The organism is Cerasibacillus sp. (assembly GCF_036516575.1).
GTDB lineage: Bacteria > Bacillota > Bacilli > Bacillales > Amphibacillaceae > Cerasibacillus.
In genome coordinates, this window is record NZ_DATBTY010000040.1 from 62,616 (window position 1) to 87,597 (window position 24,982).

Here is a 24,982-nt window from a genome sequence, read left to right on the forward strand (position 1 = left end):
CACTTAAGAACTAATCCTATTATTCATAATTTGAGGATTGTTATATCTTAGCCATTTTTTTTAATGTTTAGCTTCCATAACGATAATTCTTCACGCTGTAATTAGTCATCATAGGAATCTCATTTGTGAACCATACCGGTAAATCAAACTTTCGAAAAAATGCTTAAAATAAATTCAGAAGCAGGAAAACAAATGAAAGTTCATAAAACATATTTGTCTGATATAGCTTAAAACTAGTGTTTCCCAAATGCTTTACTTCATGTTAAGATAAAATAAGGAAATCTGTTTTTAAAAAATTGTGTTTCAACATGGTGTAGGAATGTATGGAGGAATGTAAGATGGAGCATGAAGAGAAAAATCGTACGACTGTTATGATTCACAATCGTTCATATACAATTGTTGGTCAGGAGCCAGCCTCACATGTCCAACTTGTGGCCAGCCTTGTCAACCAAAAGATGCAAGAGATTCAAAAAATGAATCATAGTCTCGACACGACGAGTTTAGCGGTTTTAACAGCTGTTAATACAATGAACAATTACTTGAAGCTTAAAGAAGATTATGCGACATTACTCGGCTCCATGAAAAAAGGTAGAGGAAGAGGAAAGTAGACTTATGATTAGTTTAATAATAATTTTTTTATTCATATTCGGTATTTTAATGGGCATGAAACGCGGGCTAGTTTTACAAGTTTTTCATCTTATCGGGTTCATAGTTGCGTTTATTGTAGCTGCATTAAATTATAAGAAACTAGCTGAACATATTACAATGTGGATCCCATTTCCTGGCTTTAATGGTGATCATATATGGGCAGAGATATTAAATTCATCATTAGCACAAGATGCATTTTACAATATGATTTCATTTGTGATTATTTTTTTCGCTACTAAAATAGCTCTTCAGATATTGGCTTCAATGCTAGATTTTGTAGCGTCATTACCGATATTAAATGCAGTTAATAAAGTGAGTGGGGGAATTTTAGGATTTATTGAAGTTTATTTATTAGTCTTTTTCATTTTATTTATTTCATCGTTAACGCCTGTAGATTCGGTTCAAGCCATGATAAATGATTCGTCGTTGGCACAGACAATTATTAAAAGCACACCCTTTTTATCAGAGAAATTAAAGGATCTGTGGTTTGTTAGCTTACAGCATATAATCAATTTTTAAATCGATAATTTATATAGAAAAAGACTGATTCATCAGGTTTATTTTGTTAAGTGTCCTGTTATGGAATGAGTCTTTTTCGTTTAATTAATAAGAGGAAATTAGAAAAAGGTGATTGCTTTGGCAAAGAATAAGAAAGATGTTATTCAACTGCTTGAGAAAATTGCTCTCTATCTTGAACTAAAAGGTGAAAATCCGTTTAAAATTGCGGCATATAGACGTGCGGCAGCCGGATTAGAAGCAGATGAACGGTCTTTAAGTGAAATTGAAGATTTTACATCAATCAAAGGCATCGGAAAAGGAACAAATGCTGTTATTGTTGAGTATATAACAGAAGGGTATTCGGAAACGTTAGCTGAATTAGAACGAAAGATTCCAGAGGGTTTACTATCCTTACTGAATGTTCCGGGATTAGGCGGAAAAACATTAGCGAAATTTTATCAGGAGCTTGGGGTAACGGATGAAGATTCATTAAAAAGCGCTATTCTTAATAAAAAAGTAGAAAAGCTTCCAGGGTTCGGTAAGAAATCAGCGCAAAACATCTTACATGCACTCGAACAAGCGAATAAACGACCAGAGCGTCTACCGATTGCGACCATGTTACCTGTAGCAAATCGTATAAATGCATATTTAGAAGAAGGACCACATATTGAAACATTTTCCATCGCTGGTAGTCTAAGACGATTAGAAGAAACGATTGGAGATATCGATTTTATAATTGCGACAGATGAGCCTAAGAAGGTTCGTGAATATCTTTTGGACATGGATGGAATTCAAGACGTCATCGCATCTGGTGATACAAAGGTATCGGTTATATTAGAGGACTCCCTCGGTATTCAAGTTGACTTTCGACTTGTAAAAGAGCAAGAGTTTGCAACAACACTCCATCATTTTACAGGATCAAAAGAACATAATGTTGCGATGCGCCAGTTAGCAAAATCTCGTGGTGAAAAAATCAATGAATATGGTGTGGAAATTGACGATACGAAAGAAGTGCTAACATTTCAATCTGAAAAAGCATTTTTTGACTATTTTGGCCTGTATGAAATTCCGCCAGAAATCCGGCAGAATAAAGGAGAAATTGAAGCTTTTACTAAAGAAGTATCTGTCCTTAACGTGTCTGACATAAGAGGGGACTTGCATATGCACACCACATGGAGTGACGGTGCCCACTCTTTAGAGGAAATGGTATTAAGTGCTAGAAAACGTGGATACGAATATATCGCTATTACAGATCACTCAAAATCGCTTTTTATTGCAAATGGATTAGATGAAATGCGCCTTCGTATGCAACGTGAAGAAATTGCAAAATTAAATGAAACATATCCAGATATCCATATTTTTGCTGGTGTTGAGATGGATATTTTACCAGACGGACGATTAGATTTTTCAGATGAATTTTTAAAAGAAATGGATTTTGTTATTGGAGCGATTCATTCGAGCTTTCAGCAAAGTGAAGATAAAATCATGTACCGACTCTTTCAAGCATTAGAAAATCCATATGTTTCGCTCATTGCTCATCCAACTGGTAGACTGATTGGTAGAAGAAATGGCTATCGTGTAGATTTGGAACGATTGATTGAGGGTGCAGCTGAAACGGGTACGGCACTAGAGATAAATTCGAACCCAAATCGCCTCGACTTATCAGCGGAATGGGCACAAATCGCACAAGAGCATGGGGTCCAAATTGCAATTAATACAGATGCTCATAATTATAAGACATTAGATTATATGAAATATGGTGTCGGTGTTGCACGAAAAGGCTGGTTACAAAAAGAGAATATCCTTAATACATGGTCAAAAGAAAAATTAATTCAGTATATTAACCAAAAAAGATAAAGTGGCGAATTAGGATATAAAGGAGTATGACGTATGAATGAACGCATTCACCACGTTTTAGAATTTGACAAGATAGTCAAACAATTATGTACTCATGCAGAAACAACATTGGGTAAAGAACGATCACAACATATTATACCGTACACAGAGATTGATCTTGTGAATGAGAAACAGGCTGAAACAGATGAAGTCGTACACATTTTACGGTTAAATAAAAGCATTCCCTTAGGGGGCATTTTTGATATACAGGGTAGTTTAAAGCGAAGTTCTATCGGAGGCACTTTAAATGCCGCAGAATGTATGGAAGTGGCTAGTACTATTTATGGTGGAAGACGAACCAAAAATATGATTGAATCATTAGAGATAAACATTCCATTATTAAAAGGACTAGCGGAAAAGATTGAATCACTTCGTCCATTAGAGCAACAAATTACCCGCTGTATTGACGAGCAAGGTGACATTAAGGATGAGGCTTCAGCTAAATTAAGAAGTATTCGTTCTTCTATACGTGCCTATGAAGGAAAGATTCGTGATAAATTAAATGAACTAACGCGTTCACGCAGTAAAATGTTATCAGATGCCATCGTTACAATCCGTAATGATCGCTATGTTATTCCGGTTAAACAGGAATATCGTGCAGCGATTGGTGGAATCGTTCATGACCAATCAGCTTCAGGGCAAACGTTATTTATGGAACCACGTGCAGTTGTTGAATTGAATAATAAAATGCGTGAAGGAAAACTTCAAGAAAACAGGGAAATTGACCGGATTTTAGCAGAATTAAGTCAACTTATCGCTGAACATCGTCATGAATTAGAACAAAACATTGATACCCTTGCTGAAATCGATTTTATCCATGCACGCGGTAAGCTCGCTCAGCAGATGAAAGCCGCACGGCCAACTATGAACGATAACGGTTTTATTAAGATGAAACAAGCACGTCACCCACTCATAGATTTGAGCGAGGTAGTCGCTAATGATATTGAGATCGGAAAAGAATACACGTCTATTGTTATAACTGGTCCTAACACTGGTGGGAAAACTGTTACATTAAAGATGGTTGGGCTTTGCACATTAATGGCACAGGCTGGATTACAAGTCCCAGCATTAGATGGTTGTGAGTTAGCTGTTTTCAATCAAGTGTATGCTGATATTGGTGACGAGCAATCGATCGAACAGAATTTAAGTACGTTCTCATCTCATATGAAAAATATTGTTCAGATTATGGCTGACATGGATGACCAATCGCTCGTGTTATTTGATGAATTAGGTGCTGGTACAGACCCACAAGAAGGTGCAGCTTTAGCGATCTCCATACTTGATGAAGCTGTTTCAAGAGGAGCACGTGTCATTGCGACCACGCATTATCCCGAATTAAAGGCTTACGGTTATAATCGTGAACAAGTCATTAATGCGTCAATGGAATTTAATGTAGAAACATTACAGCCAACTTATCGGTTACTCATTGGTGTACCTGGGCGAAGTAATGCATTTGAGATATCCCAACGCCTAGGTCTTCCTAACCATATTATAAATCGTGCGAAATCGCATGTTGGAACTGACTCCAAAAGTGTTGAACAAATGATTTCGTCGTTAGAACGGTCAAATATCCAGGCGGAAAAAGATTATGAACAGGCCCATGATATTTTAATGGAAAGTGAACAACTTTTAAATGATTTAAAACAAGCATTCACACGATTTGAACAAAAACGTGAGACGTTATATGAAAAAGCGGAAGAAAAAGCTCAAAAAGCGATAGAGACAGCACGGATAGAAGCTGAAGTGATTGTTGATAAATTACGAAACATGAAAGCAAATGCTATGATTAAAGAACATGAATGGATTGAAGCAAAGAAGGCATTAGATGAAGCTGAACCAACTCTTGTGCAAAAGAAAAGCACTTCTTCTTTAATAACTAAACAAGAACATAGTGAATTAGCTATTGGTGATGAAGTGAAACTCATTTCATTAAACCAACAAGGAACGATTGCCGAACAACTTGATAAAAATGAATATCTTGTTCAAGTTGGTATTATGAAGTTGAAAGTAAAACGCAAAGATTTACAATTTGTTGGGAAACAAGAACAAGCCTATGCTAATCCAGTAGCAACGATAAAAGGAAAGCAATATCACGTTAAAAATGAACTAGATTTACGTGGCGAACGTTTTGAGGATGCACTATTAGAATTAGAAAAGTATATTGATGATGCACTTTTAGCAGGATATGATCATGTGCATATTATTCATGGAAAAGGAACAGGTGCCCTTAGAAAAGGTGTGCAAGAATTTGCCAAATCACATTCAGCAATTGAGTCGTTCCGTTCAGGTAAAATGAATGAAGGCGGTAGTGGTGTCACTGTCATATCACTTAAGTAAAAGAGTTCTAATGGGAGATGATTGTCATGGATGGCTTTTGGGAAAATATTGTAGTCGAAACGGTTGCAAGATATAGTGTCGTTATTCTCTGTTCTTTCGTGTTTTTAGCGATATTTGAAATCGTTACATCGTATAAAAACTGGGAAGAAATAAAAAAAGGAAATGTCGCTGTCGCTTTGGCAACGGGTGGGAAGATAATAGGGATTGCAATTATTTTTCGCTATTCGATTGAACATAATGATACGATATTACAAAGTATTGGCTGGGGAACAGTCGGCTTTCTCTTATTGCTATCCGGCTATTTTATATTTGAGTTTCTAACGCCAACAATGAAAATTGATGATGAGATAGGTAAAGGGAATATTGCAGTTGGTTTGATGTCATTAATCATCTCTCTCGGATTATCATTTGTGATCGGAGCAAGTATTAGTGTTGGTTAAGGGGAGAAGCAAATGGAAACATTAGCGAAAGTATTAATTGTCGTGGCTATTTTATTCGTCTTAGTCGGTGTTATATATATGATTCAATTTTAGAATTATAAGAATAAATATTTTTAAAAAAGCATGGAAGTCGGTATAATGGATATATATATACAAAGGAGGAGATGAAAATGACTCTTAAAAAGAGATGGCTTTCTCATTATCCAGAAGAAATACCGACTTCAATTGATTATGATGAAAAGCCGTTACAAGATTTTCTAAAGGATGCAGCTTCTATTTATAAAGAAAAGAAGGCGCTTCACTTTATGGGGAAAGAAATGTCATTTCAGGAAGTATATGATCAGTCAATCCGATTTGCATCTTATTTACAACAATTAGGGGTTCAAAAAGGTGATCGTGTAGCTGTCATGCTTCCAAATAGCCCACAAGCCGTCATTAGTTATTACGGGTCATTGTTAGTGGGGGCAATTGTTGTGCAAACGAATCCACTTTACAAGGAAAGAGAATTAGCTTATCAATTAAATGATTCAGGGGCAAAGGTCATTGTATGTTTAGATATTCTGTTTCCGATGGTTTCTAAAGTTAAACGTGAGACAGATTTAGAGCATATTATTGTAACCGGAATTAAAGATTATTTACCGTTTCCGAAAAATATGATTTATCCATTTATACAAAGGAAACAATACGGTGTGGTCGTAAGACCTGAACAATCATCCGATACCCATCTTTGGCCGACAATAATGAAAGCGGATACAAAGGGATATAAAGAAGTAAAAGTTGATCCAAAAGAAGATTTGGCATTACTACAATACACAGGTGGGACAACTGGTTATCCAAAAGGTGTTATGTTAACTCACTATAATTTAGTTTCCAATACACAGATGTGTCAAGCGTGGATTTATAAAGCAAAGCAAGGTGAAGAAATCGTATTAGGTGTGTTACCATTCTTTCATGTTTACGGTATGACAGCGGTGATGAATTTATCGATAATGTTTGGTTCTAAAATGGTTTTATTACCGAAATTTGACCCAGAGGAAGTATTAAAAACAATTGAAAAACAAAAAGCAACACTTTTTCCTGGGGCACCAACAATTTATGTTGGAATATTAAATCATCCGAAATTAGAAAAATATGATTTATCTTCTATTGAAGCTTGTATTAGTGGTTCTGCTCCATTACCGGTAGATGTTCAGCAAAAATTCGAAGCCATAACAGGTGGTCGCTTAGTAGAAGGTTATGGATTAACTGAAACTTCCCCTGTCACTCATGCTAATTTCGTTTGGGGACGGCGTGTCTCAGGAAGTGTTGGTGTTCCTTGGCCAGATACAGATGCTACTATTTTAACTATGGAAACACATGAAGAAGCTGAAGTTGGTGAAATTGGTGAAATTGCTGTTAAAGGCCCACAAGTGATGAAAGGTTATTGGAACAACCCAGAAGAAACGGAAAACACCTTTAAGAATGGTTGGTTATTAACTGGTGATTTAGGCTATATGGATGAAGAAGGCTACTTCCATATTGTTGATCGTAGCAAAGATATGATAATAGCTGGTGGATATAATATTTATCCACGTGAAATTGAAGAAGTATTGTATGAACATGAAGGCATTATGGAAGCTGTTGTTGCTGGTATACCTGATCCTTACCGTGGTGAAACAGTTAAAGCATATATCGTTCCTAAAAAAGGTTACACTCTAACAGAAAAAGAACTGAATCAGTATTGCCGAAAACATTTAGCGGCATATAAAGTGCCAAGAATTTATGAGTTTCGCGATGAATTACCTAAAACAGCTGTTGGGAAGATTTTAAGAAGGCAACTCATTGAAGAAGATACACAAAAAGTAAAATAAATAAGTTGACTGCTAGTTACTAATCAATATAATTAAAGACAAGCTTTTTATTTGACTTAAAGATAAAATATTTATAAACTAAATATGAATGATTATTCATTCACTTTGTGAGCGAGTAAGGAGATTTTTATGATGAGAAAAAATAGACCAAAATACAAAGCAATTATTGATGGTGCCGTACAAGTAATAGCGGAAAATGGCTATCATGCATCACAAGTTTCAAAGATTGCCAAAAAAGCCGGTGTCGCTGACGGTACGATTTACCTCTATTTTAAAAACAAAGAGGATATCCTCATCTCTGTATTTAAAGAAAAAATGGGGCAATTCATTCAAAAAATAGCTGAAGCAACTCATAGAGAGCAAGATGTAAAAAAGAAACTGCTCACATTAATTCAGTTGCATTTTGAACAACTAGCAGTCGATCACCATCTAGCTATTGTCACCCAATTGGAACTGCGACAATCAGATCCCAATATACGGATGCAAATCAATAATGTATTAAAAGATTACCTAGATGTGATTGATATGATTCTCGAAGAAGGCATTGAGCAAAAAGTTGTTCGTAGTGATTTAAATATTCCGCTCATGCGCCAAATGATTTTCGGAACGATAGACGAGACCGTTACCAATTGGGTAATGAAAAATCAAAAATTTGATTTAGTAAGCCTCGCTCCAGACGTTCATAATCTATTAATGAATGGTTTACGAACAAATGAATAGTGTCATTTTCACTTATTTTGTTTCTTTTATAGTAAAAAAGGTGAGGATATTGTAATTTTTTGATAGAATGTCACTAAGGGGGGATAAAATGAGTATGCTTCAGTATGAGTTAGAAGATCAAATTGGTATCATCACAATTAAAAGTCCACCAGCAAACGCATTGTCTACGACTCTTTTAAATGAGCTCGGTCAATTGCTAGATCAGATTGAGAAAGAACAAGCGGCAAAAGTTATTGTGATTAAAGGCGATGGGAGATTTTTCTCTGCTGGTGCAGATGTGAAGCAGTTTACAACCTTACAGGAAGCATCTGATTTTAAAGCATTAGCACAGGGCGGTCAAAAGGTATTTGAGCGCATAGAAAATTTCTCAATCCCATTTATCGCAGCCATCCATGGTGCTGCTCTAGGTGGAGGATTAGAGCTTGCATTATCGTGTCATATTCGTGTTGTAACCGAAAAAGCTAAGCTAGGTTTACCAGAGTTATCACTAGGCATTATTCCAGGATTTGCTGGAACACAGCGTTTACCTCGTTACGTAGGTGAGGCTAAAGCATATGAAATGATTTTAACAGGTGTTCCAATTACCGGACGTGAAGCGTATACTTTGGGGCTTGCTAACCAAGTTACTTCAGAGGATGAATTGCTAAATGAAGCGATGAATCTCGCAAAGCAGATTGCAGCGAAAAGCAAACCATCTATTGAACGCATCATGAAGTTAATTCCATATGCAAAAACGAGCCAGTTTGCTGAAGGTGTTGAGCAAGAAGCGATTCTATTTAGCGAGGTTTTTGGGTCAGAAGATGCAACAGAAGGGATCCAAGCATTTTTAGAAAAGCGTCAACCACAATTTAAAGACAAATAATAAGGCATACAGATTAGGAGGAACTGGAATGAATATTTATGTACTATTAAAAAAGACATTTGATACTGAAGAAAAAATTGTTGTTTCAGATGGCCGTATTGAAGATGATAGTGCAGAATACATCATCAATCCGTATGATGAATATGCAGTTGAAGAGGCAATTAATCAGCGTGATGAGCACGGCGGGGAAGTCACAGTTGTAACAGTAGGTGATGAAGACTCTGAGAAACAGCTCCGAACTGCTTTGGCGATGGGGGCCGACAAAGCGGTCTTAATTAATACTGAAGAAGATTTAGAAGAAGGCGACCAGTATACTACAACCGAAATTCTTGCCGCCTACTTTGAAGATAAAGATGTTGACCTCATTTTAGCAGGTAATGTTGCTATTGATGAGGCAAGTGGTCAAGTTGGACCAAGACTAGCTGAGAAATTAGACATACCGTTTGTAACAACAATAGTCGATTTGTCTATTGAAAATGAAACCGTTCACATCGATAAGGATGTTGAAGGAGATGTGGAAAAGGTGGAAACAAGCTTGCCACTTCTCGTCACATGTCAACAAGGCTTAAATGAGCCACGTTATCCATCCTTACCTGGTATCATGAAAGCAAAGAGAAAACCACTAGAAGAATTAGAGCTTGATGATTTAGACTTAGATGAAGATGATTTAGAACCAAAAACAGAAACACTCGATGTCTTCCTACCACCCGAGAAAGAAGCAGGGCGTATCTTAGAAGGCGAAATTGAAGATCAGGTTAAAGAACTTGTATCACTACTAAAAAATGAAGCGAAAGTACTATAAATATAGAGACATGGAAAGGAGAAACTCACATGAGTAAGGTATTAGTAATTGGGGAATCACGTGATGGTACATTAAGAAATGTAACGTTCGAAGCGATTGCAGCTGCAAAGAAAATTAAATCCGACGGTGAAATCGTGGGCGTTCTCTGTGGGGATAGTAATCTAGATGAACTTGCACAAGAATTAATCTATTTTGGAGCAAACCGGGTTGTAACAGTAGCAGATGAAAAGTTAAGTCATTATACTTCTGACGGTTATGGACAAGCTGTTTTGGCTGTCATAGAAGATGAATCACCAGATGCTATCGTTATGGGACATACTGCAATTGGTAAAGACTTAACACCTAAAATTGCTAGTAAATTAGATACAGGACTTATTTCAGATGTGACAGAAATAAATGAAGAAGATGGACAAACAGTGTTCACGCGTCCAATCTATTCAGGTAAAGCGTTTGAAAAGAAAGTAATCAATGAAGGTCTTGTTTTCGTTACTATTCGTCCAAACAACATACCTGCTCTTGAGCGTGATGAATCACTTTCAGGTGACGTTGAAGCGAAAGATGTTGAAATAAAAGATTTACGGACAATTATTAAAGAAGTCATCCGTAAAAAATCTGAGGGTGTTGACTTATCTGAAGCAAGTATCGTTATTGCTGGAGGAAGAGCAGTTAAAAGTAAAGAAGGATTTGATTCTTTATATGAATTAGCTGACTTGTTAGGCGCAGCAGTCGGTGCTTCACGTGGAGCTTGTGATGCCGGATACTGTGACTATTCATTACAAATTGGACAAACAGGAAAAGTAGTCACACCTGACTTATATATCGCTTTTGGTATCTCAGGTGCGATTCAACATTTAGCTGGAATGTCTAACTCAAAGATAATTGTAGCGATTAACAAAGACCCAGAAGCAAACATATTTAATATTGCTGACTATGGTATTGTTGGCGATATGTTCGAAGTTCTACCATTACTTATTGAAGAGGTTAAGAAGATTAAAGCTGGCAATTAATACACTGCAAAAAAGATCTAGCTCGAATAGTGCTAGATCTTTTCATTAGGGTGCATGATTTTATTCCCTTTAAGCAAACTGTTAGGTAAGGAATGACATTTAATGTTATACTCATTTTGCACTAGTCAATTAGACAGTAATGATTAAGGAGGATATGTAAATGGCAATTCTTGATGTAACTGATCAAAACTTCGCAAAAGAAACAGCTGAAGGTTTAGTATTAGCTGACTTTTGGGCACCTTGGTGTGGACCATGTAAAATGATTGCACCAGTATTAGAGGATTTAGATAAAGAGTTAGGTGAAAAAGTACAAATCGTTAAACTTAATGTTGACGAAAACCAAGAAACAGCAGCAAAATTCGGTGTCATGAGTATTCCAACTTTACTTCTATTTAAAGACGGAAATGTAGTCGATCAAGTTGTCGGTTTCCGCCCAAAAGAAGCACTTGTTGATTTAGTTAACAAACATGCGTAATCTTAAAAAGCAAATCCCTTGATACATGTTGTATCAAGGGATTTGCTTTTTAGTTGTTATTCATAGTATGTTTAAAGTATAAGGGCGTTTTTTGGAACTGTTTTAAAGGAGATTGACAGTTATGAACGATATCATAAAGGAAAAGCTGCAACTTATCCCGGAAAAACCGGGTTGCTATTTAATGAAAGATAAGCATGGGACAGTTATTTATGTCGGGAAATCAAAAAAACTTAAAGACCGTGTTCGTTCCTACTTCACTGGAGCCCATGATAAAAAAACAACCCGACTTGTCCAAGAGATTACTGATTTTGAATATATTATTACCTCATCTGAAATGGAAGCTCTTATACTGGAAATGAACTTAATTAAAAAGCATGATCCCAAATATAATGTGATGTTGAAAGACGATAAATCGTATCCCTATTTAAAAATTACTTCTGAACGCCATCCACGTCTTTTGATTACACGTCAGGTGAAACATGATGGTGGTAAATATTTCGGTCCATACCCAAATGTGATTGCAGCAAGGGAAACAAAGCGTTTGCTTGATCGACTTTACCCTTTAAGAAAGTGTAATAATCCTCGTGGGAGATATTGTTTATATTATCATATGGGACAATGTTTAGCGTGCAGTCATCAACCACCTACAAAAGAAGAATATGATGTGATCACCCGAGATATTACTTCCTTCTTACAAGGAGGATATAAAGGGATTAAAAAAACACTGGAAGAAAAAATGTTTAAAGCAAGTGATCAGTTAAACTTTGAACGGGCTAAAGAATATCGTGATCAAATTCAACATATTCAGGCTGTGATGGAACAACAAAAAATTATTTTAAATGAAAAAATTGATTTAGATATTTTCGGGTATCATTATGATAAAGGATGGATGTGTGTCCAGGTCTTTTTTGTCCGTCAAGGAAAGTTGATTGAAAGAGAGGTATCTGTCTTTCCTTATTTAGATGAAGCCGAAGGTGTATTCATTTCTTTTATTGCGCGTTTCTATATGCATAAACATCACCCAAAACCGAGACGCATTCTATTGCCAATTGGAACGGAAACAGAATTATTAAAGAAGCTTTTGGGGGTGGATGTGCATACACCGTTTCGTGGAAAAAAACGCGAACTTGTTGAAATGGCGATGAAAAATGCTAAAGTGTCTCTTGCAGAAAGGTTTTCTCTGATTGAACGGGATGAAGAACGAACGATTGTTGCAGTAGAGAAACTAGGTGATGCACTTCAGATTGAAACCCCACGCCGGATTGAGGCGTTTGATAACTCAAATATCCAAGGTGTTGATCCAGTTTCCGCAATGGTTGTTTTTATTGATGGAAAACCAGCCAAGAAAGAGTATCGTAAGTATAAGATTAAACATGTCAAAGGTCCAGATGACTATGATACAATGCGCGAAGTTATCCGTCGGCGTTATACACGCGTTTTAAAGGAAAATCTTCCACTGCCGGATTTAATCATTGTTGATGGTGGTAAAGGACAGATGAGTGCGGCGCGTGATGTATTAGAAAATGAGCTTAGCCTGGATATCCCACTTAGCGGTTTAGTTAAAGATGAGTACCATCGAACGAGTGAGCTATTGTATGGGAACCCACCAGATGTCATCCCACTATCGCGAAAGTCACAAGAGTTTTATCTCGTTCAGAGAATCCAAGATGAAGTACACCGGTTTGCTATTACGTTTCATCGTAAGCGTCGTGAAAAAGGGATGTTTCAATCTGAGCTCGATCATATTCCAGGTGTCGGAGAAAAACGAAAAAGGACATTAATGCGTCATTTTAAATCGCTAGACCGTATAAGGGGTGCACAAATAGAAGATCTGACCAAGTTAGGCATCCCGCATAACGTTGCCAATGAAGTGATTGAACATCTGAATAAAGAGAAAGAAGAGCAACATAATCATTAAATAATGATCTTTATGAAGGGTAAAATCGTTCTAGTTGCTATGGAATACGGCTCCAACCTTTAAAGTTATTTTATTTAGGCGCCTTCCGTGATGAACGATGTGATTTTGTTTTTAAAAATAATGCCCTGTAAGAGCTAGAAATTATTGTTCGCTCAATTACCAAAATGAAAAGGGGCTTGTATGGGCCCCTTTTGAAGTTATTCGGTATAAAATACAGTGAATTCAACTTTTCCGATTCGGTCATGCGTCTTAACCGTACATTCACATTCGATTTCTTTTAATTGCTGCATTGCTTCAGCTAGAAAACCCGCTTCCATTAAAAAGTCTGTCTTGATTTTTGTATGTAATCGTTGAGCAACTGAATCAGCTAATAGAGAGAATAAAACACGATTTCGTTTTTCTTTCATTAATTCCAATTTCCCCCAACCCATTTGGTCAAAGAAATAAATAACATCTCCTAATGTTGTGATTGCAAATTTCCTCGCCATGTTCTTGCCCATGAAATAAATAATCGTATCTTTTTCAGTTCCAAGTAAATCTGCTAAACCAATATACCGAAGAACGTCATAACCTGCTCCTGATGTTTGCACATTTTCTAGAACAGACACAGATAGTTTTTCTTCTTTCATGAATGACATCCTTTCTCTAATCATCGACCATAAATATATTTACAGTGCATAAGTCCTATTCTTATTATCCAATCTATTTATGAATTGTGCAATACTGTTTTCCATGTTAATAATAAAAAAACATGACAATTATTCAAAAAAGGAATTAAATATTCCGTTTCCTTGACGCTTTTTGTTGTTAGAAGTACAATAAGTATGGTACAAATTGTACATCATAGTAGTAAAATGAGCCTCAATTAAATGAGGCGCTCATTTTACCAATTCGTACAACATGCCAAACTTTTAATTAACAATTGTAAAAATAATTACTTTGAGGGGGGTAGCACATGGCAGAGCGTAGAGAATTTTTTTATAGGAGATTACATTCATTATTAGGAGTTATTCCTATCGGGCTGTTTTTAGTACAGCATTTATTTATTAACCATTTTGCTGTATATGGTGCAGAAAGTTTTAATAAGGCAGCACAATTTATGTTTGATTTACCTTTTCGACCGGTTTTAGAAATTTTTGTTATCTTTCTGCCGATATTGTTTCATGCTATTTTGGGGGTTTACATTGTCTTTACAGCGCGAAACAACACTAGGAAATATAGTTTTTCCCGCAATATCCTATTTTTCTTACAACGATTTACAGGAATTGTAACGTTGATTTTCATTGCTTGGCATGTTTGGGAAACACGTGTACAAGTTGCACTAGGTAATGCGGAAGTTTCTTTCAGCTTTATGGAAAGTGTTTTAGCAAGTCCAGTTATTTTCTGGTTCTATGTTATTGGGGTAATTTCTACTGTTTTTCACTTTGCTAACGGTTTATGGGGCTTTATGGTAACTTGGGGCTTTACACAAACACCAAGATCACAACAAATCGTTACATATTTAACAATACTTGTGTTCTTAGCAGTTAGCTATTTAGGACTACGAGCTTTATTTGCATTTGTTTAATTGGGATATGATGTTTTGAATTAGAGATGAAGGAGTGAGTGATTAATGAAAAATCGTAGAGTTGCTGTTGTTGGCGGTGGTCTTGCTGGACTAATGGCGACAATTAAAGCAGCAGAAGCTGGTGTAAGCGTTGATTTATTTTCAATCGTACCTGTAAAACGCTCTCACTCTGTCTGTGCTCAAGGTGGCATTAACGGTGCGGTGAATACGAAGGGTGAGGGAGATTCACCTTGGATTCACTTTGATGATACAGTATACGGTGGTGACTTCTTAGCTAACCAACCGCCAGTAAAGGCGATGTGTGAAGCTGCACCTGGAATTATTAATTTATTAGATCGTATGGGAGTCATGTTTAACCGTACACCAGAAGGTTTACTCGACTTTAGACGTTTCGGTGGAACACAACATCACCGCACGGCATTTGCGGGAGCTACAACAGGTCAACAACTTTTATATGCCCTTGATGAACAAGTGAGGCGCTGGGAAGTAGAAGGGCTTGTAACAAAGTATGAAGGTTGGGAGTTCATCGAAGCCATTATTGATAATGGTGTTGGTAAAGGAATTGTTGCACAAAATATTAAAACGCATGAAATCAAAGCATTCCGTGCAGATGCAACAATCTTTGCAACAGGTGGTCCAGGAATTATTTTTGGAAAATCAACAAACTCCATCATTAATACTGGATCAGCAGCAAGTAAACTTTATCAGCAAGGTGTCCGCTATGCAAATGGAGAATTTATTCAAATTCACCCAACGGCAATCCCTGGTGATGACAAACTACGTCTCATGAGTGAATCAGCACGTGGAGAAGGTGGGCGCGTTTGGACATATAAAGATGGTGAGCCATGGTATTTCCTAGAAGAAAAGTACCCAGCATATGGAAACTTAGTACCACGTGATATTGCGACACGCGAAATATTCGATGTATGTGTTAATCAGAAACTAGGAATAAATGGCGAAAACATGGTCTATCTTGATTTATCACATAAGGATCCGAAAGAACTCGATGTTAAATTAGGTGGAATCATTGAGATTTATGAGAAATTCGTCGGGGATGACCCGCGAAAAGTACCAATGAAAATATTCCCTGCTGTTCACTATTCAATGGGTGGACTATGGGTAGATTATAATCAAATGACAAATATTCCTGGTATTTTCGCTGCAGGTGAGTGTGATTATTCAATGCACGGTGGTAACCGTTTAGGAGCTAACTCCTTACTATCGGCTATTTATGGTGGAATGGTTGCTGGACCGAAAGCAATTGAATATATTGATGGTCTGGAAACACATGTAGAAGATTTACCATCAAGTCTTTACGAAGAGTCTGCTAAGAAAGAACAAGAGAATTTTGAAGCATTATTAAATATGGATGGTAATGAAAACGCATATAAACTTCACCATGAACTCGGTGAATGGATGACTAAAAACGTCACGGTTGTACGTCATAACAAGAATTTACTCGAAACAGACGAGAAAATACAAGAGTTACTAGAACGTTGGGACAATATCAATATTAATGATACGTCACGATGGAGTAATTCAGGTGTTATGTTTACACGTCAATTGAAAAACATGCTACACCTGGCTCGTGTTATTACGCTCGGTGCTTATAACCGTGATGAGAGCCGTGGGGCACATTATAAACCAGAATTCCCTGATCGTAATGATGAAGACTGGTTAAAGACAACCATCGCGATGTTTGACGAAAAGAAAAATGCTCCTGAATTTAGTTATGAGGATGTTGATGTGTCACTAATCAAGCCTCGTAAGCGTGACTATACAAAGAGCAAATAAAAAGTGGAGGGAGTTTAAAGACATGGCTGAACAAAAATCGGTTACTTTTATTATTACACGCCAAGACAGTCCAGACTCTAACCCTTATAAAGAAACTTTCAAAATACCATATCGTAAAAATATGAACATCATTGCTGGTTTAATGGAAATTCAAAAGAATCCAGTCAATGCTAAAGGGGAAAAGGTAAGTCCTGTCCAATGGGATAGTAACTGCTTAGAGGAAGTCTGTGGAGCTTGTTCGATGGTTATTAATGGTCAAGCACGTCAAGCATGTGCCGCACTTGTTGATCATTTAGAACATCCAATTACAATTGAACCAATGAACACATTCCCGGTTGTACGTGATTTAATTATCGACCGTTCAAGAATGTTTGATGCATTGAAACGCATTAAAGCTTGGATCCCAATTGATGGAACACATGATTTAGGTCCTGGACCACGTATGCCTGAGAAAAAACGCCAATGGGCATATGAATTATCAAAATGTATGACTTGTGGAGTTTGTCTCGAGGCTTGTCCAAATGTTAATGATAAATCTAATTTTATCGGACCTGCATTGCTTTCTTTACCACGCTTATATAACGCCCACCCAACTGGTGCAATGAATAAGAGTGAACGTTTGGAAGCCTTAATGGATGATGGTGGAATTTCAGGTTGTGGAAACTCACAAAACTGTGTTCAAGTTTGTCCGAAAGGTATACCTTTAACAACATCAATTGCCGCGATGAACCGTGCAACAAATATCCAAGCCTTTAAGAATTTCTTTGGCAGTGATAATGCACATTAAAGATTATGACCTTTACCACATCTGGTAGAGGTCATTTTTTGCAGTAAGATGTAAGCGTTTAAAAAAAGGTGGATATGTTTTTATGAAAAAAATTAGTTATATAAAAGAAATAAATCATTGGAGAGAAGATTTTCGTTTTTATATTCCTATTAATATTCGATTTTCTGAAACGGATATGTTCGGTCATGTTAACAATGTTTCAGCGTTTATTTATTTTGAAGAAGCTCGCATTGAGTATTTAAAATCTATAAACCTATTTAAAAACCTCAGCAGTCCAAAGGCAGTTCCCGTTGTATCAGATTTACAATGTGATTATCATCACCCCATTTACTTTCAGAATGAACTAAAACTTTACGTTAAAACAGCAGAAGTCGGTCAAACATCCTTTGATTTACATTACTTAGGTGTTAATGAAAAAGGTGAGATTTGTTTAACGGGGCGTGGCAGAATGGTTTATGTCGATACGGTGACAGGAAAGGCTGTTAAATTAAGTGATGAAATGAAAGATAAGCTCCAGTCATTATAAAAACAACAACCGGCCGCCATTTATGGACCGGTTGTTTTGAGTGAGGTATTAATGATTTAAAACCGGCCTTTTATTGTTTTTGGCCGGTTTTAAGGGAATTGATAATACGTTAGACATGTGTTTTAATTAGAGAAAGGGGTTCATAAGACCCTGGTATTATAATTCGAGTTCTCCCATTCGAAGTAATTCGACAACTGCTTGCGAACGCCCTTTGACCCCGAGCTTCTGCATTGTGTTGGAGATATGATTCCTAACAGTTTTTTCAGATATAAATAATTCCTGGGCTATTTCTCTCGTTGTTTTATCTTGTACTAAAAGTTCGAACACTTCCCTTTCTCTCTTAGTTAATATTTGCTTGGACTTGTACTCGTTATCTTTCAAAAGTTACCCCTCCTTGCTGTCATAGAGCTGCATGATGAAGGGAAATTATTAGTCAATTATATCTTATGAATGACATTGAAAACGGTGAGCACATTTCGCTGATGTGTGTGAAAATTCCTTGTATACACCTTTTTCATTATATAACTAATGTATAACGTATCAGATTAAGCATTGTTTTTGTTATAATAATAAATAAGACTATTTTTTAGAAATCATTAAACCATATATACGACTAAGACTGGAGGCCACTATGATTCAAGAGCTTTCTCAATCCAATAATATAATTTTACTCTTTTCCTTGTTATTAATCACGAGTGTACTCGTCACAAAATTCTCATCACGTTTAGGGGTGCCAACCCTTGTCTTATTTATTTTAATCGGTATGCTTGCTGGAAGTGACGGTTTAGATATTATTTATTTTGATAATGCTTTATTAGCCCAACTTATTGGGGTCTTTTCTCTCGTCATCATTTTGTTTGAAGGCGGATTACAAACAAAATGGAAAAATGTTAAACCGATTGCTGGGACTGCTGCTATATTAGCCACAGTTGGGGTTCTTTTCACAACGGCTGTCGTCGCTGTTGCTGCTAAATATATTCTCGGTTTTACATGGTTAGAAGGATTCCTAGTCGGATCCATTATCGGCTCGACCGACGCGGCAGCTGTTTTTTCTGTTTTAAAAGAAAAAAATATTAAGATGAAAATAAAGTCAACGTTAGAGGCAGAATCAGGTTCAAATGATCCAATGGCGATGTTTTTAACCATCTCAATGATTCAACTTATAACTGGTGAACAAGATGGGATTGTCTCATTAATAGGGTATTTCTTCTGGCAGATGGGAATTGGCTTGATTTTGGGTCTTGTAATTGGAAGAATAGGTGCCAAAGCAATTAATCATATTAATTTAGATACAAGTGGTTTGTATCCGCTATTTACCGTCGCATTTGCTTTTCTAACGTATGGTATTACCTCATTATTTGATGCAAGTGGCTTACTGGCAGTCTATATTGCTGGAATAGTTATCGGTAATTCTGAGGAATTGACATATAGATATTCTATTTTAAGCTTTAATGAAGGATTTGCCTGGATGGCTCAAATCGTCATGTTTGTTATTCTTGGTCTATTTGTTTTTCCGAGTCACTTATTTTTATGGGACAACATCATCAAGGGGGTATTAATATCTATCATACTTATGTTTGTTGCCCGTCCAATAGCGGTGTTTACGAATTTAATTAAATCAGATTATACATTAAAGGAAAAAATATTTTTATCATGGGCAGGTTTACGAGGTGCTGTTCCGGTTGTCTTAGCGATTTTTCCTCTCCTTGCTGGATTAGAGAATAGCCAAGAGATGTTTAATATTGTTTTCTTCGTCGTTTTAACATCAACGCTTATTCAAGGATCGACGATTACATATATGGCTGAGAAACTTGGTGTTGATGATCCACGCGTATCAAAACCAGTTCACTCACTTGAATTAATATCGATTGGAAAGCCTAATGTAGAAATGGTTGAATACCATGTAACAGAAAGGAATAAAATTATCGGTAAATCACTTGCACATATTCCATTACCCGATAAGTCGCTAGTTAATGCTATTATTCGGAATGACGATATTATTACTCCTAGCGGACAAACGGTCATTAAAGATAATGATATTCTCTATATATTGGTATCAAAGAAAAAGAAAAATAATTTAATTGATGTTCTGGGAAAGAACATGGAAATAGACTCGGCAGTTCATGAACAAGAAGAAATGAATAAGCAATCAGATACACCTACATAATTCTTGAAAGAGTATAAACTTATCCCTTTATTATGATAGGATAAGTTAATAAGGAATGGGGAAAGGAATGTTTTACGTTGAAGAAAGATTTACCAGAAGATACAGTATTTGAGTTAGAAAAACGTTTACGTCAAATATCGGTAGCGATTAAAAAAAGAGGGCGAAAAATTTTAACCAATTATCCTATTACCCCATCGCAGTTTATTGCCTTGCAATGGATTATCGATGATCAAGATTTAACGATAGGTGAATTGGCAAAAAAGATAGGACTTGCGTTCAGTACAACAACTGATTTAATTAATCGAATGGAAGCCAATGGACTTGTTCAAAGAAATAAGGATGAAAAAGATCGCCGCATTGTTCGAATAAGGGCACTCGCTAAGGGTGAACGAATCATTAAAGAAGTGATTGATGAAAGACGGGAATATTTAGGTAGGATTTTACAATCGTTTAACTTAGAGCAAACAGAACAATTAACTCAATTATTATCTCTCTTATATGATACAATGCATAGGGAGAATGAAAGAGATGACTAGAAGAAAAAGAGGCGAACATTGTGGAACGACCCATTGGAGTAATTGATTCAGGAGTGGGGGGGTTAACGGTTGCACAAGAATTGATGCGCCAACTCCCTAATGAACAACTCATCTATTTAGGAGATACATTGCGTTGTCCGTATGGATCTAGGACAAAAGACGAAATCATCCAATTTACATGGGAAATGGTTCATTTTTTATTAAAAAAAGATATTAAAATGCTCGTGATTGCTTGTAATACAGCAACGGCTTATACACTGAATAGCCTACAACAACAATTATCTATTCCTGTTATAGGTGTGATAAAGCCTGGTGCACGAGCAGCTATCAAAACGACGAAAAATAATGATATTGGTGTGATTGGTACTGAGGCAACAGTCAGCAGTAAAGCATATGAGACGGCCTTGAAACAAATAAAACCCGAAATAAATGTTCAATCACTGGCTTGTCCCTTATTTGTTCCGATGGTTGAAAAAGGTGTCTTAGAAGGTGAAGAAGCGAAAAAAACTGTCGAACAATCACTCAAATCAATTATTAAAGAGCGTAACATGGACACGCTTGTCCTCGGCTGTACGCATTATCCATTACTTAAGGGAACAATCCAGTCAGTTATTGGAAATGATGTTACGATTATATCTTCAAGTGATGAAACAGCAAGAGAGGCAAGTGCTATTTTAGAAGTTCATCATCTGCTTTCTACAAGGCCACGTCAAGTACAACATATTTTCTATACGACAGGTGAACTAGATATATTTAAACAAATTACTAAAGTTATTTTTAAAAAGACACCAAAACATATTAGAAAGATTAGGTTATAAGACTAGGATGACATAACATCCTAGTCTTTCTTTTGTTTTTAGGTCTAATTAGTGTTTGAGGCTCGTATACATATAGTACAAACGGACGTAGGAGGGAATGGCATGCATAAACGAATATATTTATCTTGGATCATCCTAATCATTTTAATTATTTTGACGGGATGTTTTAAAGGGGAACAAACAATGGGGGAGATTGATCCGCCGAATGAAGCGGAAACGGTTGAGAAAAACGATAATTTATCTGAAGAAACAAAGCCTGAAGATAAGGAGTCACATTCAACTACCGTTGCAAGAGAATTATACTTGATAGATGCTAATGGGATGGTAGCACCACAAACAGTTGAGTTGCCGTTTCCAGAATCAAAAGAAGTAGCTAAACAGGTATTAGAATATTTAGTTAGGGGAGGACCAATTACACCATTATTACCGAATGGTTTCCAAGCTGTATTGCCTGAGGGAACTGAAGTTTTGGGTTTAACATTACAAGATGACGGAACAATGGTTGTTGACTTATCCGAGGAGTTTAAAAATTATGAAGCAAAAGATGAACAAAAAATTCTCCAAGCGATGACTTACACATTGACTCAGTTTGATCAAATCAAAAAGATAAAAATTTGGCTAAATGGTCATCCTTTAGATGAGATGCCAGTTGATGGGACACCAATTTCTGAAGGTTATTCACGTGCAAATGGGATTAACATTATCCATTCAGAAGTTGCCGACTTATTAATGAGTGAAGCTGTAACCCTTCATTTTCCTGCAGAATATAATAATACAAGATATTATGTTCCCGTGACTAAATATGTAGGTAAATCAGATACGAACCTTTATGAGTCTGTTGTAAACTCACTATTAAATGGTCCGGGACATTATGCAAATCTGATTCATGTATTTAACTTGGAGACGAGTCTAGTTGATTCTCCAGTGTTAGAAGATGGTATACTAAAGCTAGTATTTAGTGAAGACATATTAAAAAATAAAGACCAAGCCATGATCTCTGATGAAGTAATGGAAACCTTAGTGCGTAGCTTAACCGAATTAGATGAGGTAGAAGGGGTAGATATCAAAGTTGAAAATATGGAGAAACTCGTTAATGAAAATGGTGAATCATTGAATACACCTGTTATGAAAGGGAAAGAAGCAAAACAAAAGGTATCATAATTCACGAGGCAAATGCGCCTCTTTTCTTTTGCGTATAAGTGGCGTTTAGAAGGGATTAATTTCGGAAATATGCTTAAAATATGGTAAGCTAGATAATGTTAATGCAAGGAGGAAAATAGAATGGACAATATGAATAGACAAAGCGATAAATTACGTCCGGTTACAATAATACCGAACTTTGTGATGCACCCGGAAGGTTCAGTACTTATTCAAGTGGGCGATACGAAAGTTATATGTAATGCAAGTATTGAGGACCGTGTGCCTCCTTTTTTACGTGGACAAGGAAAAGGGTGGATCACTGCTGAATATGCAATGTTACCCCGTGCAACAGCTGAAAGAAATATTCGCGAATCATCACGAGGGAAAGTTAGCGGTCGGACGATGGAAATACAGCGCCTGATTGGGAGAGCATTACGTTCTGTTGTTGATTTAGACAAAATTGGCGAAAGAACAGTATGGGTTGATTGTGATGTGATTCAGGCAGATGGTGGTACACGAACAGCTTCGATCACAGGTGCATTTGTTGCGGTTGTTCTAGCGTTTCAGCAATTAATAGAAAATGGTAAAATTAAAGAAATGCCTGTTACTGACTTTTTAGCTGCTACTTCTGTAGGGATTATGTCTAATAACCAAGCTGTACTTGATCTAAACTATAAAGAAGATTCAGAAGCAAATGTGGATATGAATATTGTGATGACGGGTTCTAACGAATTTGTTGAAATCCAAGGAACGGGTGAAGAGGCCACATTTAATCATCAGCAATTATTACATATGTTGGATTTAGCTAAAACAGGAATTCAGCAATTATTTGTCAAGCAAAAAGAAGTACTAGGAGAACAGATTGTGAATCAAATTGAAAACCAGAGGGATGATGCATCGAATGAAGAAAATCATCATAGCAACGAAAAATAAAGGAAAAGCAGAAGAATTTAAGACGTTTTTCGCAAAGTATGATATTGAAGCCATTTCTTTATTAGATTTGCCAGATGATATGCCAGATATCGAGGAAACTGGTGTGACATTTCAAGAAAATGCGATTTTAAAAGCAGAGACGATGGCGAATTATCTCGGTGAAATGGTATTAGCAGACGATTCAGGTTTAGAAATTGATGGCTTAGATGGAAAACCAGGTGTCTATTCTGCACGATATGCGGGTGAACCAACAGATGATGAGAAAAACATCGAAAAAGTTTTACAAGACTTGGCGACAGTGCCAGAGAATCAAAGAACAGCGCGATTTGTTTGTGTCCTGGCTGTCGCTGCGCCTGATAAAGAAACAATTACACGTACAGGATATTGCAATGGTAAGATTACAGAGAATAAAAGAGGTTCAAATGGATTTGGTTATGATCCAATTTTTATTCCTGAAAATCAACATCTAACAATGGCACAATTATCAAATGAAGAGAAAAATTCCATTAGTCACCGGCGGAAAGCGATGAACCAATTAGAAGATTGGTTAAAGCAAATTTCATAACCTTTAAATGGGAGATGACAAGATGCGATTGTTAATAACGAGTGATAGCCATGGTCTTACGAAAGAGCTAAGTGACATGAAACAACGCCACCATGTAGATTGGATGATCCATTGCGGGGATTCGGAGTTGTCAATGGATGCAAAAGAAATGGACGGCTTTGTAAAGGTTAGAGGTAACTGTGATTATGATAATCGTCTAAAACATGATATCACAGTAACGAAAAATGATTTCACGTTTTTTATTACACATGGCCATTTGTATCATGTGAAACGAGATTTAATGACACTTTCATATCGCGCTGAGGAAGAAAATGCACAAATCATCTGTTTTGGACATACACATATTGCAGGTGCAGAGAAAATCAATAATCAAATTTTTATTAACCCTGGAAGTATTCGTCTCCCACGTCGTCGGATTGAGCCGACATATGCTTTATTACGTATTGTTAATAATAAAAGGGTAAAAGTTACGTTTTATTCTTTAAACGGAGAAGAAGTGTCAGGCTTAAGTGACGAATTTATTTTATAGATTGCTCTTATTAATAAACGGAAGGTAACAAACGACTATGGATCTAATATTTTAGAGATATGGTCGTTTTTTTGTGGTTGAATACAGTACCTATTGGTATGGTGATAAACAAAAATATTTATTCGTTATATCACTTTTTGAAAAAATTCTATGATTAAGGAAGTAAG

Annotated in this window: 25 protein-coding genes; 23 read left to right on the forward strand and 2 right to left on the reverse strand. The window is 36.5% G+C overall.

From position 1 onward, the window contains the following. Positions 1-338: 338 nt before the first annotated feature. The 12 genes from zapA to uvrC all read left to right on the forward strand — a co-directional run bounded on the left by zapA (position 339) and on the right by uvrC (position 13,453). Complete coding sequence (gene zapA / locus VIG73_RS07610; RefSeq protein ID WP_331640604.1) at positions 339-608, forward strand: cell division protein ZapA; 270 nt, start codon at positions 339-341, stop codon at positions 606-608. A 4-nt stretch (positions 609-612) separates the two neighbouring features. After that, on the forward strand, positions 613-1,167 hold the full coding sequence (locus VIG73_RS07615; RefSeq protein ID WP_331640606.1) for a CvpA family protein: 555 nt from the start codon (positions 613-615) through the stop codon (positions 1,165-1,167). A 117-nt stretch (positions 1,168-1,284) separates the two neighbouring features. After that, the gene (gene polX / locus VIG73_RS07620) at positions 1,285-3,003 is read left to right on the forward strand and encodes a DNA polymerase/3'-5' exonuclease PolX (RefSeq protein ID WP_331640608.1); all 1,719 of its coding nucleotides are present in this window, start codon (positions 1,285-1,287) and stop codon (positions 3,001-3,003) included. 33 nt (positions 3,004-3,036) lie between these two features. Continuing rightward, complete coding sequence (locus VIG73_RS07625) at positions 3,037-5,379, forward strand: endonuclease MutS2 (RefSeq protein ID WP_331640610.1); 2,343 nt, start codon at positions 3,037-3,039, stop codon at positions 5,377-5,379. Between the two features lie 26 nt (positions 5,380-5,405). Further along, positions 5,406-5,819 carry a DUF350 domain-containing protein gene (locus VIG73_RS07630; protein ID WP_331640613.1) on the forward strand — a complete coding sequence of 138 codons (414 nt, stop codon included), beginning with the start codon at positions 5,406-5,408 and terminating at the stop codon, positions 5,817-5,819. A 170-nt stretch (positions 5,820-5,989) separates the two neighbouring features. Beyond that, the gene (locus VIG73_RS07635) at positions 5,990-7,669 is read left to right on the forward strand and encodes a long-chain-fatty-acid--CoA ligase (protein WP_331640615.1); all 1,680 of its coding nucleotides are present in this window, start codon (positions 5,990-5,992) and stop codon (positions 7,667-7,669) included. A gap of 132 nt (positions 7,670-7,801) precedes the next feature. Further along, entirely contained in the window at positions 7,802-8,389 is a 588-nt protein-coding gene (locus VIG73_RS07640; RefSeq protein WP_331640617.1) for a TetR/AcrR family transcriptional regulator, read from the forward strand. 88 nt (positions 8,390-8,477) lie between these two features. Next, a complete protein-coding gene (locus VIG73_RS07645) occupies positions 8,478-9,251 on the forward strand; it encodes an enoyl-CoA hydratase (protein ID WP_331640619.1) in 774 nt (257 codons plus the stop codon). A gap of 28 nt (positions 9,252-9,279) precedes the next feature. Next, complete coding sequence (locus VIG73_RS07650) at positions 9,280-10,053, forward strand: electron transfer flavoprotein subunit beta/FixA family protein (protein ID WP_331640621.1); 774 nt, start codon at positions 9,280-9,282, stop codon at positions 10,051-10,053. A gap of 29 nt (positions 10,054-10,082) precedes the next feature. Further along, the gene (locus VIG73_RS07655) at positions 10,083-11,060 is read left to right on the forward strand and encodes an electron transfer flavoprotein subunit alpha/FixB family protein (protein ID WP_331640623.1); all 978 of its coding nucleotides are present in this window, start codon (positions 10,083-10,085) and stop codon (positions 11,058-11,060) included. A 160-nt stretch (positions 11,061-11,220) separates the two neighbouring features. Further along, a complete protein-coding gene (trxA, locus tag VIG73_RS07660; RefSeq protein WP_331640625.1) occupies positions 11,221-11,535 on the forward strand; it encodes a thioredoxin in 315 nt (104 codons plus the stop codon). 121 nt (positions 11,536-11,656) lie between these two features. After that, a complete protein-coding gene (gene uvrC, locus VIG73_RS07665; RefSeq protein WP_331640627.1) occupies positions 11,657-13,453 on the forward strand; it encodes an excinuclease ABC subunit UvrC in 1,797 nt (598 codons plus the stop codon). 197 nt (positions 13,454-13,650) lie between these two features. On the opposite strand, the gene VIG73_RS07670 is transcribed toward uvrC, so the two are convergent. Next, positions 13,651-14,082: a YslB family protein gene (locus VIG73_RS07670; protein ID WP_331640629.1), complete on the reverse strand. Its 432-nt coding sequence runs from the start codon at positions 14,080-14,082 to the stop codon at positions 13,651-13,653. Positions 14,083-14,408: 326 nt separating this feature from the next. Between VIG73_RS07670 and VIG73_RS07675 the strand changes: the two genes are divergently transcribed. The 4 genes from VIG73_RS07675 to VIG73_RS07690 all read left to right on the forward strand — a co-directional run bounded on the left by VIG73_RS07675 (position 14,409) and on the right by VIG73_RS07690 (position 18,127). Next, complete coding sequence (locus VIG73_RS07675; RefSeq protein WP_331640631.1) at positions 14,409-15,020, forward strand: succinate dehydrogenase cytochrome b558 subunit; 612 nt, start codon at positions 14,409-14,411, stop codon at positions 15,018-15,020. A gap of 45 nt (positions 15,021-15,065) precedes the next feature. After that, entirely contained in the window at positions 15,066-16,814 is a 1,749-nt protein-coding gene (gene sdhA, locus VIG73_RS07680) for a succinate dehydrogenase flavoprotein subunit (protein WP_331640634.1), read from the forward strand. A 22-nt stretch (positions 16,815-16,836) separates the two neighbouring features. Next, on the forward strand, positions 16,837-17,601 hold the full coding sequence (gene sdhB / locus VIG73_RS07685) for a succinate dehydrogenase iron-sulfur subunit (protein ID WP_331640636.1): 765 nt from the start codon (positions 16,837-16,839) through the stop codon (positions 17,599-17,601). Positions 17,602-17,683: 82 nt separating this feature from the next. Next, positions 17,684-18,127: a thioesterase family protein gene (locus VIG73_RS07690; protein ID WP_331640638.1), complete on the forward strand. Its 444-nt coding sequence runs from the start codon at positions 17,684-17,686 to the stop codon at positions 18,125-18,127. Between the two features lie 156 nt (positions 18,128-18,283). On the opposite strand, the gene VIG73_RS07695 is transcribed toward VIG73_RS07690, so the two are convergent. After that, entirely contained in the window at positions 18,284-18,508 is a 225-nt protein-coding gene (locus tag VIG73_RS07695; RefSeq protein WP_331640640.1) for a response regulator transcription factor, read from the reverse strand. Between the two features lie 250 nt (positions 18,509-18,758). Here VIG73_RS07695 and VIG73_RS07700 point away from each other — a divergent pair, with 250 nt between their 5' ends. The 7 genes from VIG73_RS07700 to VIG73_RS07730 all read left to right on the forward strand — a co-directional run bounded on the left by VIG73_RS07700 (position 18,759) and on the right by VIG73_RS07730 (position 24,815). Continuing rightward, positions 18,759-20,294: a potassium/proton antiporter gene (locus VIG73_RS07700; protein WP_331640642.1), complete on the forward strand. Its 1,536-nt coding sequence runs from the start codon at positions 18,759-18,761 to the stop codon at positions 20,292-20,294. 77 nt (positions 20,295-20,371) lie between these two features. After that, entirely contained in the window at positions 20,372-20,830 is a 459-nt protein-coding gene (locus VIG73_RS07705) for a MarR family winged helix-turn-helix transcriptional regulator (protein ID WP_331640645.1), read from the forward strand. Positions 20,831-20,850: 20 nt separating this feature from the next. Next, a complete protein-coding gene (racE, locus tag VIG73_RS07710) occupies positions 20,851-21,648 on the forward strand; it encodes a glutamate racemase (protein WP_331640647.1) in 798 nt (265 codons plus the stop codon). 102 nt (positions 21,649-21,750) lie between these two features. Further along, positions 21,751-22,809: a GerMN domain-containing protein gene (locus VIG73_RS07715; RefSeq protein WP_331640649.1), complete on the forward strand. Its 1,059-nt coding sequence runs from the start codon at positions 21,751-21,753 to the stop codon at positions 22,807-22,809. Between the two features lie 120 nt (positions 22,810-22,929). Further along, entirely contained in the window at positions 22,930-23,721 is a 792-nt protein-coding gene (rph, locus tag VIG73_RS07720; RefSeq protein WP_331640651.1) for a ribonuclease PH, read from the forward strand. Continuing rightward, the gene (locus tag VIG73_RS07725) at positions 23,690-24,286 is read left to right on the forward strand and encodes an XTP/dITP diphosphatase (protein WP_331640653.1); all 597 of its coding nucleotides are present in this window, start codon (positions 23,690-23,692) and stop codon (positions 24,284-24,286) included. Before rph ends, VIG73_RS07725 begins: the two co-directional genes overlap by 32 nt. 22 nt (positions 24,287-24,308) lie before the next feature. Continuing rightward, entirely contained in the window at positions 24,309-24,815 is a 507-nt protein-coding gene (locus VIG73_RS07730) for a metallophosphoesterase (protein ID WP_331640655.1), read from the forward strand. Positions 24,816-24,982 lie beyond the last annotated feature (167 nt).

Bases quoted from the DNA above. Each gene is read 5' to 3' on its own strand.
- zapA (WP_331640604.1), top strand. From the start codon at position 339: ATGGAGCATGAAGAGAAAAATCGTACGACTGTTATGATTCACAATCGT.
- VIG73_RS07615 (WP_331640606.1), top strand. From the start codon at position 613: ATGATTAGTTTAATAATAATTTTTTTATTCATATTCGGTATTTTAATG.
- VIG73_RS07625 (WP_331640610.1), top strand. From the start codon at position 3,037: ATGAATGAACGCATTCACCACGTTTTAGAATTTGACAAGATAGTCAAA.
- VIG73_RS07630 (WP_331640613.1), top strand. From the start codon at position 5,406: ATGGATGGCTTTTGGGAAAATATTGTAGTCGAAACGGTTGCAAGATAT.
- VIG73_RS07635 (WP_331640615.1), top strand. From the start codon at position 5,990: ATGACTCTTAAAAAGAGATGGCTTTCTCATTATCCAGAAGAAATACCG.
- VIG73_RS07640 (WP_331640617.1), top strand. From the start codon at position 7,802: ATGAGAAAAAATAGACCAAAATACAAAGCAATTATTGATGGTGCCGTA.
- VIG73_RS07645 (WP_331640619.1), top strand. From the start codon at position 8,478: ATGAGTATGCTTCAGTATGAGTTAGAAGATCAAATTGGTATCATCACA.
- VIG73_RS07650 (WP_331640621.1), top strand. From the start codon at position 9,280: ATGAATATTTATGTACTATTAAAAAAGACATTTGATACTGAAGAAAAA.
- VIG73_RS07655 (WP_331640623.1), top strand. From the start codon at position 10,083: ATGAGTAAGGTATTAGTAATTGGGGAATCACGTGATGGTACATTAAGA.
- trxA (WP_331640625.1), top strand. From the start codon at position 11,221: ATGGCAATTCTTGATGTAACTGATCAAAACTTCGCAAAAGAAACAGCT.
- uvrC (WP_331640627.1), top strand. From the start codon at position 11,657: ATGAACGATATCATAAAGGAAAAGCTGCAACTTATCCCGGAAAAACCG.
- VIG73_RS07670 (WP_331640629.1), bottom strand. From the start codon at position 14,082: ATGAAAGAAGAAAAACTATCTGTGTCTGTTCTAGAAAATGTGCAAACA.
- VIG73_RS07675 (WP_331640631.1), top strand. From the start codon at position 14,409: ATGGCAGAGCGTAGAGAATTTTTTTATAGGAGATTACATTCATTATTA.
- sdhA (WP_331640634.1), top strand. From the start codon at position 15,066: ATGAAAAATCGTAGAGTTGCTGTTGTTGGCGGTGGTCTTGCTGGACTA.
- sdhB (WP_331640636.1), top strand. From the start codon at position 16,837: ATGGCTGAACAAAAATCGGTTACTTTTATTATTACACGCCAAGACAGT.
- VIG73_RS07690 (WP_331640638.1), top strand. From the start codon at position 17,684: ATGAAAAAAATTAGTTATATAAAAGAAATAAATCATTGGAGAGAAGAT.
- VIG73_RS07700 (WP_331640642.1), top strand. From the start codon at position 18,759: ATGATTCAAGAGCTTTCTCAATCCAATAATATAATTTTACTCTTTTCC.
- VIG73_RS07715 (WP_331640649.1), top strand. From the start codon at position 21,751: ATGCATAAACGAATATATTTATCTTGGATCATCCTAATCATTTTAATT.
- rph (WP_331640651.1), top strand. From the start codon at position 22,930: ATGGACAATATGAATAGACAAAGCGATAAATTACGTCCGGTTACAATA.
- VIG73_RS07725 (WP_331640653.1), top strand. From the start codon at position 23,690: ATGAAGAAAATCATCATAGCAACGAAAAATAAAGGAAAAGCAGAAGAA.
- VIG73_RS07730 (WP_331640655.1), top strand. From the start codon at position 24,309: ATGCGATTGTTAATAACGAGTGATAGCCATGGTCTTACGAAAGAGCTA.